Annotated in this window: 16 protein-coding genes; 8 read left to right on the top strand and 8 right to left on the bottom strand. The window is 68.9% G+C overall.

What is annotated here, in order from left to right; genetic code table 11:
- Nucleotides 1-53 precede the first annotated feature (53 nt).
- From DEJ47_RS36635 to DEJ47_RS36630, 4 genes are all read left to right on the top strand, one after another.
- Entirely contained in the window at nucleotides 54-212 is a 159-nt protein-coding gene (locus DEJ47_RS36635) for a hypothetical protein (protein ID WP_157854403.1), read from the top strand.
- A gap of 305 nt (nucleotides 213-517) precedes the next feature.
- A complete protein-coding gene (locus DEJ47_RS29120; protein ID WP_150173175.1) occupies nucleotides 518-1,285 on the top strand; it encodes a hypothetical protein in 768 nt (255 codons plus the stop codon).
- Nucleotides 1,286-1,320: 35 nt separating this feature from the next.
- On the top strand, nucleotides 1,321-1,557 hold the full coding sequence (locus DEJ47_RS29115) for a helix-turn-helix domain-containing protein (RefSeq protein ID WP_150175926.1): 237 nt from the start codon (nucleotides 1,321-1,323) through the stop codon (nucleotides 1,555-1,557).
- A 289-nt stretch (nucleotides 1,558-1,846) separates the two neighbouring features.
- Nucleotides 1,847-2,344 carry a hypothetical protein gene (locus tag DEJ47_RS36630; RefSeq protein WP_190415620.1) on the top strand — a complete coding sequence of 166 codons (498 nt, stop codon included), beginning with the start codon at nucleotides 1,847-1,849 and terminating at the stop codon, nucleotides 2,342-2,344.
- A 561-nt stretch (nucleotides 2,345-2,905) separates the two neighbouring features.
- Here the strand turns inward: DEJ47_RS36630 and DEJ47_RS29105 are convergent.
- From DEJ47_RS29105 to DEJ47_RS29085, 5 genes are all read right to left on the bottom strand, one after another.
- Nucleotides 2,906-3,298, bottom strand: a complete 393-nt coding sequence (locus DEJ47_RS29105) for a type II toxin-antitoxin system death-on-curing family toxin (protein ID WP_150173173.1) — start codon at nucleotides 3,296-3,298, stop codon at nucleotides 2,906-2,908.
- Nucleotides 3,295-3,489: a ribbon-helix-helix protein, CopG family gene (locus tag DEJ47_RS29100; protein WP_150173171.1), complete on the bottom strand. Its 195-nt coding sequence runs from the start codon at nucleotides 3,487-3,489 to the stop codon at nucleotides 3,295-3,297. Before DEJ47_RS29100 ends, DEJ47_RS29105 begins: the two co-directional genes overlap by 4 nt.
- Before the next feature lie 407 nt (nucleotides 3,490-3,896).
- Nucleotides 3,897-5,270: a class I SAM-dependent RNA methyltransferase gene (locus tag DEJ47_RS29095; protein WP_150173168.1), complete on the bottom strand. Its 1,374-nt coding sequence runs from the start codon at nucleotides 5,268-5,270 to the stop codon at nucleotides 3,897-3,899.
- 108 nt (nucleotides 5,271-5,378) lie between these two features.
- Nucleotides 5,379-7,451: an APC family permease gene (locus DEJ47_RS29090; protein WP_150173166.1), complete on the bottom strand. Its 2,073-nt coding sequence runs from the start codon at nucleotides 7,449-7,451 to the stop codon at nucleotides 5,379-5,381.
- Between the two features lie 60 nt (nucleotides 7,452-7,511).
- Nucleotides 7,512-9,893 carry an MMPL family transporter gene (locus DEJ47_RS29085; protein WP_150173164.1) on the bottom strand — a complete coding sequence of 794 codons (2,382 nt, stop codon included), beginning with the start codon at nucleotides 9,891-9,893 and terminating at the stop codon, nucleotides 7,512-7,514.
- 243 nt (nucleotides 9,894-10,136) lie between these two features.
- Here DEJ47_RS29085 and DEJ47_RS29080 point away from each other — a divergent pair, with 243 nt between their 5' ends.
- The 4 genes from DEJ47_RS29080 (at nucleotide 10,137) to DEJ47_RS29065 (ending at nucleotide 12,238) form a co-directional block, all read left to right on the top strand.
- The gene (locus DEJ47_RS29080; protein ID WP_150173162.1) at nucleotides 10,137-10,466 is read left to right on the top strand and encodes an ArsR/SmtB family transcription factor; all 330 of its coding nucleotides are present in this window, start codon (nucleotides 10,137-10,139) and stop codon (nucleotides 10,464-10,466) included.
- Nucleotides 10,466-10,705 (top strand): hypothetical protein, encoded by a 240-nt coding sequence (locus DEJ47_RS29075; RefSeq protein WP_150173160.1) that lies wholly within the window; start codon nucleotides 10,466-10,468, stop codon nucleotides 10,703-10,705. The genes DEJ47_RS29080 and DEJ47_RS29075 overlap by 1 nt, the downstream gene beginning before the upstream one ends.
- A gap of 187 nt (nucleotides 10,706-10,892) precedes the next feature.
- Complete coding sequence (locus tag DEJ47_RS29070) at nucleotides 10,893-11,561, top strand: potassium channel family protein (RefSeq protein ID WP_150173158.1); 669 nt, start codon at nucleotides 10,893-10,895, stop codon at nucleotides 11,559-11,561.
- Complete coding sequence (locus DEJ47_RS29065) at nucleotides 11,561-12,238, top strand: potassium channel family protein (RefSeq protein ID WP_150173156.1); 678 nt, start codon at nucleotides 11,561-11,563, stop codon at nucleotides 12,236-12,238. The genes DEJ47_RS29070 and DEJ47_RS29065 overlap by 1 nt, the downstream gene beginning before the upstream one ends.
- Nucleotides 12,239-12,391: 153 nt before the next feature.
- Here the strand turns inward: DEJ47_RS29065 and DEJ47_RS29060 are convergent, their stop codons facing one another.
- The 3 genes from DEJ47_RS29060 to DEJ47_RS29050 all read right to left on the bottom strand — a co-directional run bounded on the left by DEJ47_RS29060 (nucleotide 12,392) and on the right by DEJ47_RS29050 (nucleotide 14,381).
- Nucleotides 12,392-13,153 carry a DUF3159 domain-containing protein gene (locus DEJ47_RS29060; RefSeq protein ID WP_150173153.1) on the bottom strand — a complete coding sequence of 254 codons (762 nt, stop codon included), beginning with the start codon at nucleotides 13,151-13,153 and terminating at the stop codon, nucleotides 12,392-12,394.
- Between the two features lie 3 nt (nucleotides 13,154-13,156).
- The gene (locus DEJ47_RS29055) at nucleotides 13,157-13,555 is read right to left on the bottom strand and encodes an OB-fold nucleic acid binding domain-containing protein (protein WP_150173151.1); all 399 of its coding nucleotides are present in this window, start codon (nucleotides 13,553-13,555) and stop codon (nucleotides 13,157-13,159) included.
- Nucleotides 13,556-13,697: 142 nt separating this feature from the next.
- Nucleotides 13,698-14,381: a response regulator gene (locus DEJ47_RS29050; protein ID WP_150173149.1), complete on the bottom strand. Its 684-nt coding sequence runs from the start codon at nucleotides 14,379-14,381 to the stop codon at nucleotides 13,698-13,700.
- Nucleotides 14,382-14,413: the final 32 nt, after the last annotated feature.

Below are 14,413 nucleotides of genomic sequence, written 5' to 3'. Positions count from 1 at the left end.
GAAACGGCGGCCTTAGCCATCCATCGACTCATCAGAGAGGAACCACGAACCCGATGAACAGCCGTCAGCGCAACCGCCGGGCAGCGCGTCTACGCCAGTCCCCCGACTGGCCGCCGAGCCGCCGTCGGCGGGCGGCCGTCCGGACCGAAGACACCACCCCGGCGACCCCGCCCACCGAGGCGCCGGACACCTCGTCCTCCGAGACCGCCTGAGCGCAACAGTTCGTGGGTGCCCGTTCTGTACGGGCACCCACCAGCCTCGCGAACTTCGTCACCGGCGAGCTCGCGGCCTGGCTGCCGCGCTTGTTACACGCTCGTGGTCAAAGGCGGCGTTACCTGGTCGAGAAGACCACTACGGCATGCTCACGCATCAAAGTGAGGCTGGTGGGACTCGTCATCCGCTTGACGCGGATATGAGGCGGTACGTCCCCACCACAGGACCCACCTCGTCCAGCATCTCGGTATCTCCAGCACCTCCGGACTCAGATTCTCGCAGTCCGAAGAGAGGACATTTCCTGATGTATCCACCGCGCAGCAGTGCGTTCGCCTCGGTGAGGCGGCACTTCGACGATCCCCGGACCAGTGAGGCGGTCTTCGTGCTCGTCCCCACGGACGCCGACGAGGCTGATCCGGTCCGGCTGACCGCCGCCGAGACGCACGAGGCCTTGTACGGCCCGGGCTCCGACTCGCAGTTCGTCACCATGGTCTGGAAGGAGGTCATCCGCACGGCGCAGAGCGACCTGACTCCAGACAGCACGGGGAAACTCCTGGCGCTCTGGCTGGCCCTGCCCCGGTTGACCGGGACGGTCCACCGGGTCTGCACGCGCCTGCGGGCCGACCGGTCGGACGTGGAGGCCGAGATGGTCCTGGCTCTCCTGGAGAAGCTGGCGGATCGGGACGGCGCGAGCTGTCTCACCGACTCCTCCCTGCTGCACGCGGCGCGCGCCAGGGCGTGGCATCTCGCCCGGGAAGGGCTGCGGGAGCTTCCCTCCACCCATATCGAACGCATCACCGAGGAGCACGCTCTCAATGCGTCCGGCGAGGAGGCGAACGCTCCGGCGGCGGAGAGCCTGGACGTACGGGTCGACCGTCCGGACGGCCCGGACGGGCTGTGCGCACCCCTGCGTTTCCGGGTGCGCCCGGAGTACCTGCGCCGACAGGGAATCTTCATCGACACCGATGACGGGGCGCAGGACCGCTCGGCGGGTCACAGCCCCGGGAAGAGGCGACGGCCCGGGCGCCGCGCGGACACCCGGCCGGTCCGCCCTGCGGGGAGGCGAGGGTGAAGGGCCCGGCAGAGGGCCGCCTCAGTTTCACGGAGATGTTCGATCTGCCCGTCGCAGTGGACCTGCGCACGGCGGCCCGAGCACTCGGAATCGGCTCGACGACCGCGTACCGGCTGATCCGCGAGGACGAGTTCCCCTGCCCCGTCCTCCGCATCGGACGTAGGTACAGGATTCCGACCAACGAGCTGATGCGCGCCCTGGGGATCGAGGACCGCACGCTGTACAGCGTGGAACCGGAAGAGGACACGGTCGATCCGAGCGTCGGCTTCTGACGGTAACCACCCTGCGGATCCGTGGCATCGGCCACGGAGCCGCACGGCCCTGCCTCCTACGACGGGCCGTTCGCCTCCGACATGCGCCGCACGGTTCTCCACGGCTGCTCGGCAATTGGAGGACGAAAGGATGCCCTCCTTCTTCGCTGAGCAGTTCGGCGGCTGACAGCCCGCGCGCGTCGGCCAGTTCGTGAACCCGCCGGCGATCACGGACCCGAGCTACGGCGAGCACGCCCGTCAACCCTGAACCTGTCGGTGAGCCGTCGACGCCCGCTTCGGGGCCCGCGTCATGATCGCCACACCCGGCCGGAGCGCGGATCTGAACGGCCCGGCGGCACAGCCCTACGCACCGCTCGCCACGACCGCCTTCGAGGGGATGACCCCGAAGGTCCTCGTCGTCGTGGGCACGAAGGACTCGCACCCACGCAATCTTCTCCGATCGGCAGGACTGGGAAGCGACGCCTACACGGCGTCTCCCGCACCGAAGACCAGGTTGGACAACTTCGACGACGCGGAGCACGGGCTAAGCGGCATCCCGGCCTTCGCCGCTGCCGAGGCCACCGTGGAGAACCCCGACCGCGTCACCGCCGCACGCGCCCTCGTCCGGGCGCACCTGCGCGCCCGAGTTGTGCCCGCAGGAACCGGACTGATACCGGGCTGCCGCGGTCTGCGCATCAGCTCCCACTGCTCCCGGTCCCGCTTCGTGAAGCCGTCGGGCGGGACGTCGTGCCCTGGCGCCTTAAGTTCCAGGAAGCCGATGATGCGCCCCGATGTCTCCACCGCGTAGTCCGGACGCACCCGGGCCTCGGGCAAAGGAGACTCAGGATGAAGACGAGGACTCAGCTTCCCGCGCGCCCCGAATGCTTCCACCAGCTTCGCCACCGGCAGGATGATGGACGCCTCCGTGTCGCTGACCCGCAGACGCTCCCTGCACTCGGATCCAAAGTCCGCCACGAGAGCCCGCATCCATTCCTCCGGCACCTTGTCCCCCTCAAGCTGTGGACGTGGACGGTGGATACCGCAGACACAGCTTGTTGGAGGCGAGAGGACCGGCTCAGTGCGCACGGAGGGCGCGCGAGGGGCACAGACAGCGCGTTCCGTGACCGCTGGGAAAGCAGGGGCGGGTGTTGGTTGGGAAGAGACCGCTGTAGCCAATGCGGACCTGGTCTGCCGCCCAAACGGGGAAGGCGCGTGAGACGCCATCCTTGCACCGAGCGGACCCGCTGCCCCGTCTCGCGAAAACATACGAATCCACCCGCCGAACGAACGGGTCAGTTTCCGGTCGGACTGCCAGGTGCCAGAAGCGCTCCCTGAACCTCATTCCGTCCCGTACCCACGACGTCGGACGTCAGGAAACGGGGAACCAGGCCGACAGACACTTGGCAATAGCCGGTACATCTATGTTGTCCTGCGCGACTTCCTCAACGAACGGGCCGGCCACGGAGACGGGTGGCGGGGCGGTACTGGCGCTGACGCCGTTGAACCGCAGGAAGACACGCATGGCAAGCCAGGCGGTGCGCTTGTTGCCGTCGATCAGCGCATGATTGCGAGCGACGGAGTGCAGCAGTGCCGCCGCCTTCTCGTGCAGCGTGGGATACAGCTCGGCCCCGAACACGTTCGTCCGGGGCCGTTCGATCGCTGACACCAAAAGTCCCATGTCACGCACACTGTGCTCGGTATCGTTGACCGTGCGAGCGATGGCCAGCATCTCGTCGATCTGGATGTAGCGCACTTGGGTCACTTCAGGTAGTCCAGGATCCCTGCATCGCTGCCCATCAGCTCGACCAGGACATCATCAACCTTCAGCTCGGCCCGGTGCTGAGCGTCACTGATGGCCTCGATGGCAAGTTCCTGCTTGCTGCGCCCCTCCCGACGAGCCCGCTCAGTGAGCTTCGCGTCAAGGTCTTCGGGGAGCCGGAGTGTCATCGCCATACCCGAATGATACCGGACTGGTATCTGGGTGGCGAGGTGATACCAGCTTTCAAGACCTTGGACCATGACGCCATCCTTCGTGGTCCGGTCGGACCGCGGTCTCGGTTCCGATGTACGTGCGACGAGGTAGCAGCACGCTCCGCCGCTGGCGAGGTGCAGTCCCCCGAGCCGGAATCCTTGCCCGCGCCGACGGCCCCGGTACTGCGACCCAGGGCCGGAGAGGTCCGAGATCGAGGCTTCCGCTATCCGAGCGTCAAAAATTTCGCATTACGCATGCCCCGTCGCTGCGAGACCTACGCCGACCCTTGAACCCGCAGCGCAGAGCGTCCTGTACAAGCGAACCTCAATCGAGGCATTCCGCGAGCGAAAACAAGTCGAGCTGACCACCTGAAATGGAAAACGTCAGGTCAGCGGCCCTTATCAACAGGCTCAAGGATCGCCACGCACTCCACATGATGCGTCATCGGAAACAAATCAAACGCCCGAAGCGTCCGCACCCGATACCCGCCCTCCCGGAAGTACCCGAGGTCCCGCGCCAGCGCAGCCGGATCGCAGGCCACATACGCGATACGTCGCGCGCCCAGCCCCACCAAGTGCTTCACCGTCTGCTTGCCCGCGCCCGCGCGCGGCGGGTCCAGGACGATCAGGTCGGCCTCCGTGATGCCCGTGCGCGGGAGGACCGACTCGACCTTGCCCTGTTCGATGCGGACGCGGTCGAAGCCCGCGAGGTTGTGGCGGGCGTCCTCCACCGCGCGCTTGCCGGACTCGATGCCCAGCACCGCACCCTTCTCGCCGACTCGGTCGGCCAACGCGCCTGCGAAGAGGCCCACGCCGCAGTAGAGGTCCAGGGCCGTGTCGCCCTTGCGCGGGGTGAGGCCCTGCATGACCGCCAGCATCAGCGTGTCCGCCGCCTTCGGGTGGACCTGCCAGAAGCCGCCGCTGCCCACCCGGTACGTGCGGCCGTCGGCGCGTTCGCGGACGAAGGGGCGGCCGTGGACCCGGTGGATACCGCCGTCCTTCTCGCCGACCCGCATCACCGACACCGGCTTGTCCAGTTCGACGATCGGCAGGCGCGCGCCCGGCTTCGGGGCCAGGATCACCTGGCGGTCCTGAGAGCCCGACGCCGCGATCGCCTCGATCGACGCCATGCCCGACCAGTCGCGCTGCTCGATGCCGAGCTCGGAGACGCCGTCCGCCGCGATCATGCAGTGCTCGATCGGCTCGACCTCGTGGGAGCGGTGGCGGCGCAGGCCCGCGTTGCCGTCCGCGTCCACCGCGTACTGCACGCGCGTGCGCCACGACGGGACCTCGCCTGCCGGGAGCTTGTCGCCCTCCGCCGGCATGACCGTGCCGTCCCAGCCCGCCTCCTCGGGGGTGAGCCCGGCGAGGCGCTGGAGCTGTTCGGCGATGACCTCGCCCTTGAGGCGGCGCTGCGCGCCCGGCTTCGCGTGCTGCCAGTCGCAGCCGCCGCAGCGGCCGGGGCCCGCGTAGGGGCAGGGGGCCTCCACGCGGTCCTTGGAGGGCTCCAGCACGGAGACCGCGTCCGCGCGGAGGAAGCGTGCGCCCTCCTCGCCCTCCGTCACGCGGGCGATCACGGTCTCGCCGGGCAGCGTGTGCCGTACGAAGAGGACCTGGCCCTCGTCCGTGCGGGCGATGCAGTGGCCGCCGTGCGCGACGGGGCCGATCTCGACCTCGTACTCCTTGCCGACCAGAGAGACGGCCGGCTCGGCGGCGTCCGCCTGCGCGTTCCCCGCCTGCGTTTTCTTCGGTTCTGCCTGCATGGCGGGGTGACTCCACTACGTACGGGGATGACATGGGAACGGCCGGACTACAGCCCACCAGTCTACGTGGGTGTCGTCCGGCCGCTCGCCACGGAGGCAGAGGGCGGGTCAGGCCTTCTTGCTCGGTTCCTTCTTGTTCTGTTCCTTCGCGCGCCTCGGCTGCTTCTCCACCGGGCCCCTGCGCACCGCACCCGGCGCGTTCCACTCCGAACGCCTGCGGGCCCGCTTCTTCGCGGCCTCGGAGGAGTCCAGCTGGTAGGGGACGGAGGTGACCATGACTCCCGGAGTGAAGAGGAGGCGGCCCTTGAGGCGCAGGGCGCTCTGGTTGTGGAGCAGGTGCTCGTACCAGTGGCCCACGACGTACTCGGGGATGATCACGCTGACCACGTCGCGCGGGCTCTCCCTGCGCAGGTTCTTGACGTACTCGATGATCGGGCGGGTGATCTCGCGGTACGGCGAGTCGAGGACCTTCAGGGGGACCGTGATGCCGCGGCGCTCCCACTCCTCCTTGAGCGCCTTCGTCTCCGCCGGGTCGACGTTGATGCTGAGCGCCTCCAAGGTGTGCGAGCGCATCAGCTTCGCGTACGCCAGCGCGCGCAGCGTCGGGCGGTGGATCTTGGAGACGAGGACGATCGAGTGGACCCGTGAGGGGCGCACGCTGTCGTCGTTCGGGGTCTCCGGGGCGGCGATCTCCTCGGCCACGCGGTCGTAGTGGCGGCGGATCGCCGTCATCGTCACGTAGAAGATGCACATGCCGAGCAGCGCGACCCACGCTCCGTGCGTGAACTTGGTGACGAGGACGACCACCAGGACGAGACCCGTGAAGAACGCGCCGAACGTGTTGATCGCGCGCGAGCGGATCATGTGGCGGCGCTTCGTCTGGTCCTTCTCCCTCGCCAGGTGGCGGTTCCAGTGCCGGACCATGCCGATCTGGCTGAGCGTGAAGGAGACGAACACGCCGACGATGTAGAGCTGGATGAGGCGGGTCGAGTCCGCGCCGTAGATGACGACGAGGAGCGCGGCCGCGCCCGCGAGCAGCACGATGCCGTTGGAGAACGCGAGGCGGTCGCCGCGGGTGTGCAGCTGGCGCGGCAGGTAGCGGTCCTGGGCGAGGATCGAGCCGAGCAACGGGAAGCCGTTGTACGCGGTGTTGGCCGCGAGGAACAGGACCAGCGCGGTGGCGGCCGCCAGGATCATGAAGAGGATGCTGCCGTGGCCGAAGACCGCCTCGGCGACCTGGGAGATCACGGGGTTCTGGACGTAGTCGCTGCCGACGGGCACGCCGTTGTGGATCAGGTCGTGCGCGGGCTTCTCCGCCATGTGCACGTTGGTCGCCATGGCGAGGCCGATGATGCCGCAGAACATGGTGACGGCCAGGCCGCCCATGAGGGCGAGCGTCGTCGCCGCGTTCTTCGACTTCGGCTTGCGGAAGGCCGGGACGCCGTTGCTGATCGCCTCGACGCCGGTGAGGGCCGCACAGCCCGAGGAGAAGGCCCGCAGGAGCAGGAAGACGAGGGCGAAGCCCGCGAGGCCCTGGTGCTCGGGCTTGATCTCGTAGTCGGCGGTGGGCGAGTTCATGGTGTCGCCGAGGACGATGCTACGGAACGCACCCCACGCGATCATGATGAAGACACCGGCAACGAACACGTACGTCGGGATGGCGAAGAGCTTCCCCGACTCCTTCACGCCCCGCAGGTTCATCAGGGTGAGGAGGACGATGACGGCCACCGCGCAGAGCACCTTGTGCTCGACCACGAACGGCACCGCGGACCCGAGGTTCTCGATGCCCGACGAGATCGACACGGCCACTGTCAGGACGTAGTCGACGAGGAGGGCGCTCGCCACGGTGAGGCCGGCTCTCGGGCCGAGGTTGGTGTTGGCGACCTCGTAGTCGCCGCCACCGCTCGGGTACTCGCGCACGTTCTGGCGGTAGGACGCCACCACGGTGAACATCAGCACGACGACCGCTACGGCGATCCAGGGGCTGAAGTGGTAGGCCGACACACCCGCGATGGAGAGGACCAGGAGGACCTCTCCCGGCGCGTACGCCACAGACGAGAGCGGGTCGGACGCGAAGACGGGGAGTGCGATGCGCTTCGGCAGGAGCGTTTCTCCGAGCCGGTCACTGCGCAGTGCGCGCCCGATGAGGATGCGTTTGGGCACGTCGGTCAGTTTGGACACGGAGAGGATCGTAAGCGTTCGAATGGGGGCGCGCCCACCCACCACCCCCAACTGCTCCGCTTATCTGCCTTGTGCGATCCTGCGCCCCTCCGGATGGGCGGGATGCGCCGCGGAGTGCGCTCCGGGGCGCTCGGACGGGGGCTCAGGGACTCGTGCCCGGTCCGCGTGTCCGCCGCGCGCCTCCGCCGCCCTCGCCTCCGCCACCCGCGCCTCCGCCCGCCGTATCGCCCCCGACGGCCACCACGTCGCGCGTCCGAGCAGGAGCAGCGCGGCCGGCAGGATCATGACGCGGATCACGAACGCGTCGAGCAGGACGGCCACCGCGAGGACGAGGCCCATCTGCTTCATCTCCAGGATGTGCAGCATCACGAAGCTCGCGAAGACGGTGACCATGACGATCGCGGCGCTGGTGACGACCTTGGCGGACGACGTGATGCCGTCGATGACGGCCTTCCGCGTGGGCACGCCGTTCAGGGCCGCTTCGCGGATCCGGCTGACGACGAAGACCTGGTAGTCCATCGAGAGGCCGAAGAGGATCACGAAGAGGAAGAGCGGTACGCGCGACGAGATGCCGCCGAGCGAGACGAAGGAGAGCAGTTCCTCGGCCCAGTCGCCCTGGAAGACGAGGACGAGCACGCCGAGCGCGGAGCCGACGGAGAGCAGGTTGAGGACGACGCCGAGCAGTCCGAGGACGACCGAGCGGAACGCGAAGACCGTCGTCACGAAGGTCATCAGGAGGAGGAAGCCGAGGACAAGCGGCAGCTTGTCGTTCTGGTGTCCCACGTAGTCGACGCCGCGCGGCACCTCGCCGGTGACGGCCGTCTCCACTCCGGGCAGCTCGCCGACGGTCGCGGGCAGATAGGTCTGGCGGAGGTGGTCGAGTGAGTCTTCAGCCTTCTTCGAGTACGTGGGGTGCGGAACGTTGAGTTCCAGTGTCGTGGTCCTCCGGTCCTCCGAGAAGCGGAGGTGCGGACCACCGGAGGAGTCCGAGGAGCCCCCGCCAGCCCCGCCGCTCCCGCCCCCGGCGCGTGCGAAGAGCGGGTCCGCCTCCGCCCTGCGCTCCAGCGCCCCCAGCGCCTCCCGTACGGCACCGGCCTGCGAGGCCTCCGCCCGTACCACGACCACATGTCGCACCCGCTGCTCCGGGAAGGCCTCGAGCAGCCTGTCGTACCCCCGCATCGCCGGGATCTCGCGCGAGAAGCTGTCCCGCGCCGGGTTCTTGAGGTTCATGTCCAGCGCGGGGAGCGCGAGCCCCAGCATCACGAGGACCGAGAGACCGAGCGTGAGCGCGGGGCGCTTGCGGGCCGGGGCCAGCAGGAGGTTCCAGGCGCGGCCCGGCTTCTTCTCGCCGTACGCGCCGCGCGTCCGGACCGGCTTCCCCCGTGCCACGCGCTTCGCCGCGCGCCGCTCCGCCCGGCGGCCGAGCTGGACCAGGAGCGCGGGCAGCACCGTCACCGAGCTGACCATCGCCACGGCGACGACCAGGATGGTGCCGGTCGCGAGCGAGTCGAAGATGACGTCGCGGGCCAGGTAGAGGGCGGTGGTGGAGACGATCACCGCGAGCCCGGAGACGACGATCGCGCGTCCCGCCGTCGCAGCGGCGGCCTCGACCAGCGCCTCCGAGGTGAGCCGGCCGCCCGCGCGGGCCCGCTCCTCCCGCTCCCGCTTGAGGTAGAAGAGTGTGTAGTCGACGCCGACCGCCATGCCGATGAGCAGGATCATGCTCATCCCGACACCCGTGTCGGGCAGCAGGTGCGACGCCACCATCGCCAGGCCCATCGTCGCCATGATGGAGGTGATGGCGAGCAGCAGCGGTACGCCGACCATGACGACCGAGCCGAAGACCACGGCCAGCGTGATCAGCGTGATGGGCAGCGTGATCGCCTCGGAGAACTTCAGGTCCTTGTCGCGCTGGTCGTCGACGCCCTTGCTCACGGAGGCGTCGCCGGTCTCCTCGATGGCGAGGCCCGGGTGGGCCTTCGCGGCCTCGGCCGTCTGCTCCTGGAGCGGTGGCACCCTCTTCTGGTCGTCCTGCTCGGTCCCGGTCAGCTCGACCGGGATCCGCAGGACGCGTCCGTCGGCGGAGGCCACGGGCGCCTTCACCGCGGCGACCTCGGGCAGGGACTTCATCCGCGCGGTGATGTCCTTCACCGCGGCGTCGGCGGCCGCCCTGTCCAGCGGACCCGGCTCGCCGATCGAGCCCGACGCGTCACGGATCAGCACGTGTTCCGTGGACCGCAGCGGGATGCCGCCCTCGGTCGCCAGCGCCTCGGCCCGCCCCGCCTCGCCGACGCGGAAGTCCTCCGCCGTCGCGCTGTTCATGCCCGCGACGATCCCGCCCCCCAGACACAGCACCACGAACACCAGCCAGCCGATGACCGCCCGCCCCGGATGCAGCGCGCTCCACCGGGCCACGCGCACCGTGACCGATCGCTTTCTCATGCCTTCCCCCACCCCTGTCGATGCGCCTCGATGCACCTGTGATGCACCTGCGATGCGCGTGCACCATGGACGCACCTTGACGCTTCATGTGTAAGTCGAGACTGACAGGTGAAGGAGCGAGCCGTCAACTGTCATGCCCGCACGCACCGGAGCCCGTTTCGAGGGAATTGACAGTGGATCCCGCCATGCGTAAGCCTTGGCTGACAGGTTTGACGGGTTTCGGGACCAGCGCGAAGGCGGACCATGGACAGCGAAGAGCTGCTCGCCTTCCTCTCCGCCGTCGGCCACGCCCAGCGGATCCGGATCATCACCGAGCTCGCCGCGGGACAGCTGTACGTCAGCGAACTGGCCCGGCGGCTCGGCGTCTCCCGCCCCCTGCTCTACATGCACCTCGAACGCCTGGAGAAGGCCGGTCTCGTCGTCGGCCGCCTGGAACTCTCCGATGACGGCAAGGCGCTCAAGTACTTCGAACTGGCGCCGTTCGACGTGCGGTTGAACGTGGATACGATCCTCGCGGCCGTCCGGCAGGATGCGTCGGACGAGGCCGGCCAGCCATCACCAGAGGGGTCTTAATGGACGACGTGATCATTCCGGTCGCCTTCTTCCTGATACTCGCCGGCGCGATCGTCGCCGTCGCGTACTTCCAGACGCAGCGCAACCGCGAGCGCGACCGGCAGTACGCCGAGGCCATGCACGAGTACCGCGAGGCCGTCGAGCGCGCCAGGTCCGAGCAGGAGTCGACCCGCCTCCAGCTCGTCGAACTCGGCCACCGCCTGCAGAACGTGGAGACCCTGCTGCGGAGCGTGGACTGAGCTCTCACCTCCGCCGGGCCTCCTCGCGTCTCCCTGAGTGAGTGCGCGGGACCCGTTGCGGCTTAAGCTCGTCTCCTGGCAACGCCGCACGCTGTTGCCCCGTGGTTGCCGGCACAGTGACAGAAAAGAGTGAGCAGGATGTTTTCGCAGGTCAGCGGGATGACCAGGAGTGCGGGGTAAAGGACAGGTGCACATCGTCATCATGGGCTGCGGGAGAGTCGGCTCCGCTCTCGCCCAGAACCTGGAACAACAGGGGCACACGGTCGCCGTCGTCGACCAGGACCCCACGGCTTTCCGCCGTCTCGGCGCCGGGTTCGGCGGCCGCCGCGTGACCGGCGTCGGCTTCGACCAGGACACCCTGCGCGAGGCCGGCATCGAGGAGGCGGGCGCCTTCGCCGCCGTCTCCAGCGGCGACAACTCGAACATCATCGCCGCCCGCGTGGCCCGCGAGATGTTCGGCATCGAGAACGTCGCGGCCCGCATCTACGACCCGCGCCGCGCCGAGGTCTACCAGCGCCTCGGCATCCCCACGGTCGCCACGGTCCGCTGGACCGCCGACCAGATGCTGCGCAGGCTGCTGCCGTCCGGCGCCGAGCCGCTGTGGCGCGACCCCACCGGTGGGGTGCAGCTCGCCGAGGTGCACGCGTCGCCCGCGTGGATCGGACACAAGATCAGCCAGCTCCAGGAGGAGACAGGTGTACGCGTCGCCTTCCTCACCCGGCTGGGCGAGGCGGTCCTGCCGACCTCGCAGACGGTCCTGCAGGAAGGCGATCTGGTGCACGTCATGATGCGCACCGACCAGGTCGACAAGGTCGAAGCGGCGTTCGCCGAAGGCCCCGAGGAGGGCGGTCACTGATGAGGGTCGCCATTGCCGGAGCCGGCGCGGTGGGACGTTCCATCGCCGGTGAGCTCCTGGAGAACGGCCACGAGGTCCTTCTCGTCGACAAGGCGCCGACGGCCATCTCGGTCGAGCGTGTCCCGCAGGCCGAGTGGCTGCTCGCCGACGCCTGCGAGATCACCTCGCTCGACGAGGCCGCGCTGCAGCGCTGCAACGTCGTGATCGCCGCGACCGGCGACGACAAGGTCAACCTCGTCGTCTCGCTGCTCGCCAAGACGGAGTACGGCGTCCCGCGGGTCGTCGCCCGCGTCAACAACCCGAAGAACGAGTGGCTCTTCAACGAGTCCTGGGGTGTCGACGTCGCGGTCTCCACGCCGCGCCTGATGTCCGCGCTCGTCGAGGAGGCGGTGAGCGTCGGTGACCTCGTCCGGCTGCTCCGCTTCAGCCACGGCGACGCGAACCTCGTCGAGCTGACGCTGCCGCCCGAGTCCGCCCTCGCGGGCACGCAGGTCGGCGACGTGCAGTGGCCCGAGGACACGTCGCTGGTCACAATCATCCGCGGTACGCGCGTCCTCGCGCCGACCGCGGACGACTCCCTCGAAGCGGGGGACGAGCTTCTCTTCGTCGCGGCGCAGGCTCGCGAGGAGCAGCTGGAGGATCTGCTTTCGGTGCGGCGTTCGGATGCGGTGGGCTGAGGCGGAGGGCTGAGGCCGCCCCGGCGAACCGTATGACGAGGGGGGCACCCGGAACGTTCCGGGTGCCCCCCTCGTCTTTGTTCGGCTACGGCGCCGCCGTGGCTGGGCGCGCAGTTCCCCGCGCCCCTGGAGCGGCCCCTTCGGGGCGCTCCGTCACGCCTCTCGGCGTTCCCGCTCGCGTTCCGCCTTGCGCTGCTCCTCGGCCTTCTCCGCCGCTTCCATCTCCGCGAAGACGTCGATCGGCGGCGGGGCCTTGGCCAGGAAGACCCAGGTCAAGTAGACGGCGAGGAGGAACGGGGGGATCTTCAGGGCGATGAGGACCCAGCCGAACTGCGTGGTGTCCGCCCACCAGTACAGCGGGAAGAGGATCGCGCACTTGGCGAGCAGGATCAGTCCCCAGGCCCAGCTGGCCTTCGCGTACGCCTTCTTGCGGCCCGGGTTGCGGGTGCGCCAGGAGAGGTTCTCCTTGAAGACCGGGCCCAGGATGAGGCCGATCAGCGGGACGCCCGCGATGGTCGTGATCATGTACGCGAGGGCGAGGCCGAGGGTGTAGAGCATGCCCGGCAGGTAGAAGTCCTTGGCGTTGCCGGTCATCATCGCGAAGACCACGCCGAAGGCGACCCCGAACACACCGCTGAAGGCGTGCTTGACGGTGTCCTTCATGACCAGGCGGACCGCCACGAGCACCAAGGACACCGCGAGGGCCGCGATGGCCGACATGTGCAGGTCCTTGTTGATCGTGAAGATGGTCACGAAGAGGAGCCCGGGAAGGACGGTCTCCACCATGCCCCGCACGCCGCCGAAGGCTTCGAAGAGCGCTGCCTCGGTCACGGCCCGGGAGTCCGCGTCCTGCCCCCCGTTCCCGTGGTCCGTCGGCGCGTTCCCGTGCTCCGTCGGCTTGTCGAGGGACGTCACCGGCTACTCCCGTCCGAGGGGTCTGAGTTCATACTTCGGGTTGAAGAGGACCCGGCGGCCCCGGCTCTCCGAGATCCGGCCGGATGCGATCAGTCTGCGCCCCGGTTCGATTCCCACGATGGAGCGCCTGCCGAGCCACACCACGTCCAGCGCCGCCGAACCGTCGAACAGCTCCGCCTCCAGGGCGGGAACCCCGGCGCGTGGCCGCAGAGTGACCGTGCGCAAGGTACCAGTAACGGTGACTATCTGGCGGTCACGGCAGTCGCCGATGCGGACGCAGCCCGCTGTCTCGGCGTCCTCCCGCAGCTCCTCCGACTCCAGATCCTCCTGGGAGGAGGAGAGCCGGTCGAGCATGCGCCGGAAACGGCCCGCCGGCTTGTCGGAACCAGAAACAGCACTCATACAGGAAGCGTACCGGGGGGCGCCGACACAGCGGAAAGGGGTGCGCTCATCTGTGCCTGTCTCCGCTCAGTACCCGCTGCGGCCTCCGTCGAAGCGCTCGATCCGGTCACCTTCCGCGAGGACCACTTCGGATCACTTCGGATCACTTCTCGAACCGGTATCCCATTCCCGGCTCGGTGATGAAGTGCCGCGGGTGCGCGGGGTCCGTCTCCAGCTTGCGGCGCAGCTGGGCCATGTAGACGCGCAGGTAGTTCGTCTCCGTCCCGTAGGAGGGCCCCCAGACCTCCTGGAGCAGCTGCTTCTGGCTGACCAGGCGGCCGGTGTTGCGTACGAGCACCTCCAGGAGGTGCCACTCCGTGGGAGTGAGGCGTACGTCGCGGCCACCGCGGTTGACCTTCTTCGCGGCCAGGTCGACGGAGAAGTCGCCTGTGTCGACCATCGCGTCGTCGTCGCCCGTCCCGGTGGGCTCCGCCCTGCGCACCGCGGCGCGCAGCCGGGCGAGGAGCTCGTCCATGCCGAAGGGCTTGGTCACGTAGTCGTCGGCGCCCGCGTCGAGCGCCTCGACCTTCTCGTCCGAGCTGTGCCGGGCGGAGAGGACCAGGATGGGGACGCGCGTCCAGCCGCGCAGGCCCTTGATGACCTCCACACCGTCCATGTCGGGCAGACCGAGGTCGAGCACGATCACGTCGGGGTGGCGGGCCGCGGCGACCTGCAGCGCGGTGGCGCCGTCGGGGGCCGAGTCCACGTCGTACTTGCGCGCCTTCAGGTTGATCACGAGGGCGCGTACGATCTGCGGCTCGTCGTCGACCACGAGCACCCGGGTCATGCGTACCTGCCTTTCGGACTGCTGGTTCTGAG

The organism is Streptomyces venezuelae (assembly GCF_008642355.1).
Classification (GTDB): domain Bacteria; phylum Actinomycetota; class Actinomycetes; order Streptomycetales; family Streptomycetaceae; genus Streptomyces; species Streptomyces venezuelae_B.
The sequence above is the reverse complement of the archived record's forward strand: the minus strand, read 5'-3'. Positions and strand labels throughout refer to the sequence as shown.

Coding starts and splice junctions, on each gene's coding strand:
- DEJ47_RS36635 (WP_157854403.1), top strand. CDS start 54: ATGAACAGCCGTCAGCGCAACCGCCGGGCAGCGCGTCTACGCCAGTCC.
- DEJ47_RS29120 (WP_150173175.1), top strand. CDS start 518: ATGTATCCACCGCGCAGCAGTGCGTTCGCCTCGGTGAGGCGGCACTTC.
- DEJ47_RS29115 (WP_150175926.1), top strand. CDS start 1,321: ATGTTCGATCTGCCCGTCGCAGTGGACCTGCGCACGGCGGCCCGAGCA.
- DEJ47_RS36630 (WP_190415620.1), top strand. CDS start 1,847: ATGATCGCCACACCCGGCCGGAGCGCGGATCTGAACGGCCCGGCGGCA.
- DEJ47_RS29100 (WP_150173171.1), bottom strand. CDS start 3,489: ATGGCGATGACACTCCGGCTCCCCGAAGACCTTGACGCGAAGCTCACT.
- DEJ47_RS29095 (WP_150173168.1), bottom strand. CDS start 5,270: ATGCAGGCAGAACCGAAGAAAACGCAGGCGGGGAACGCGCAGGCGGAC.
- DEJ47_RS29085 (WP_150173164.1), bottom strand. CDS start 9,893: ATGAGAAAGCGATCGGTCACGGTGCGCGTGGCCCGGTGGAGCGCGCTG.
- DEJ47_RS29080 (WP_150173162.1), top strand. CDS start 10,137: ATGGACAGCGAAGAGCTGCTCGCCTTCCTCTCCGCCGTCGGCCACGCC.
- DEJ47_RS29075 (WP_150173160.1), top strand. CDS start 10,466: ATGGACGACGTGATCATTCCGGTCGCCTTCTTCCTGATACTCGCCGGC.
- DEJ47_RS29065 (WP_150173156.1), top strand. CDS start 11,561: ATGAGGGTCGCCATTGCCGGAGCCGGCGCGGTGGGACGTTCCATCGCC.
- DEJ47_RS29055 (WP_150173151.1), bottom strand. CDS start 13,555: ATGAGTGCTGTTTCTGGTTCCGACAAGCCGGCGGGCCGTTTCCGGCGC.
- DEJ47_RS29050 (WP_150173149.1), bottom strand. CDS start 14,381: ATGACCCGGGTGCTCGTGGTCGACGACGAGCCGCAGATCGTACGCGCC.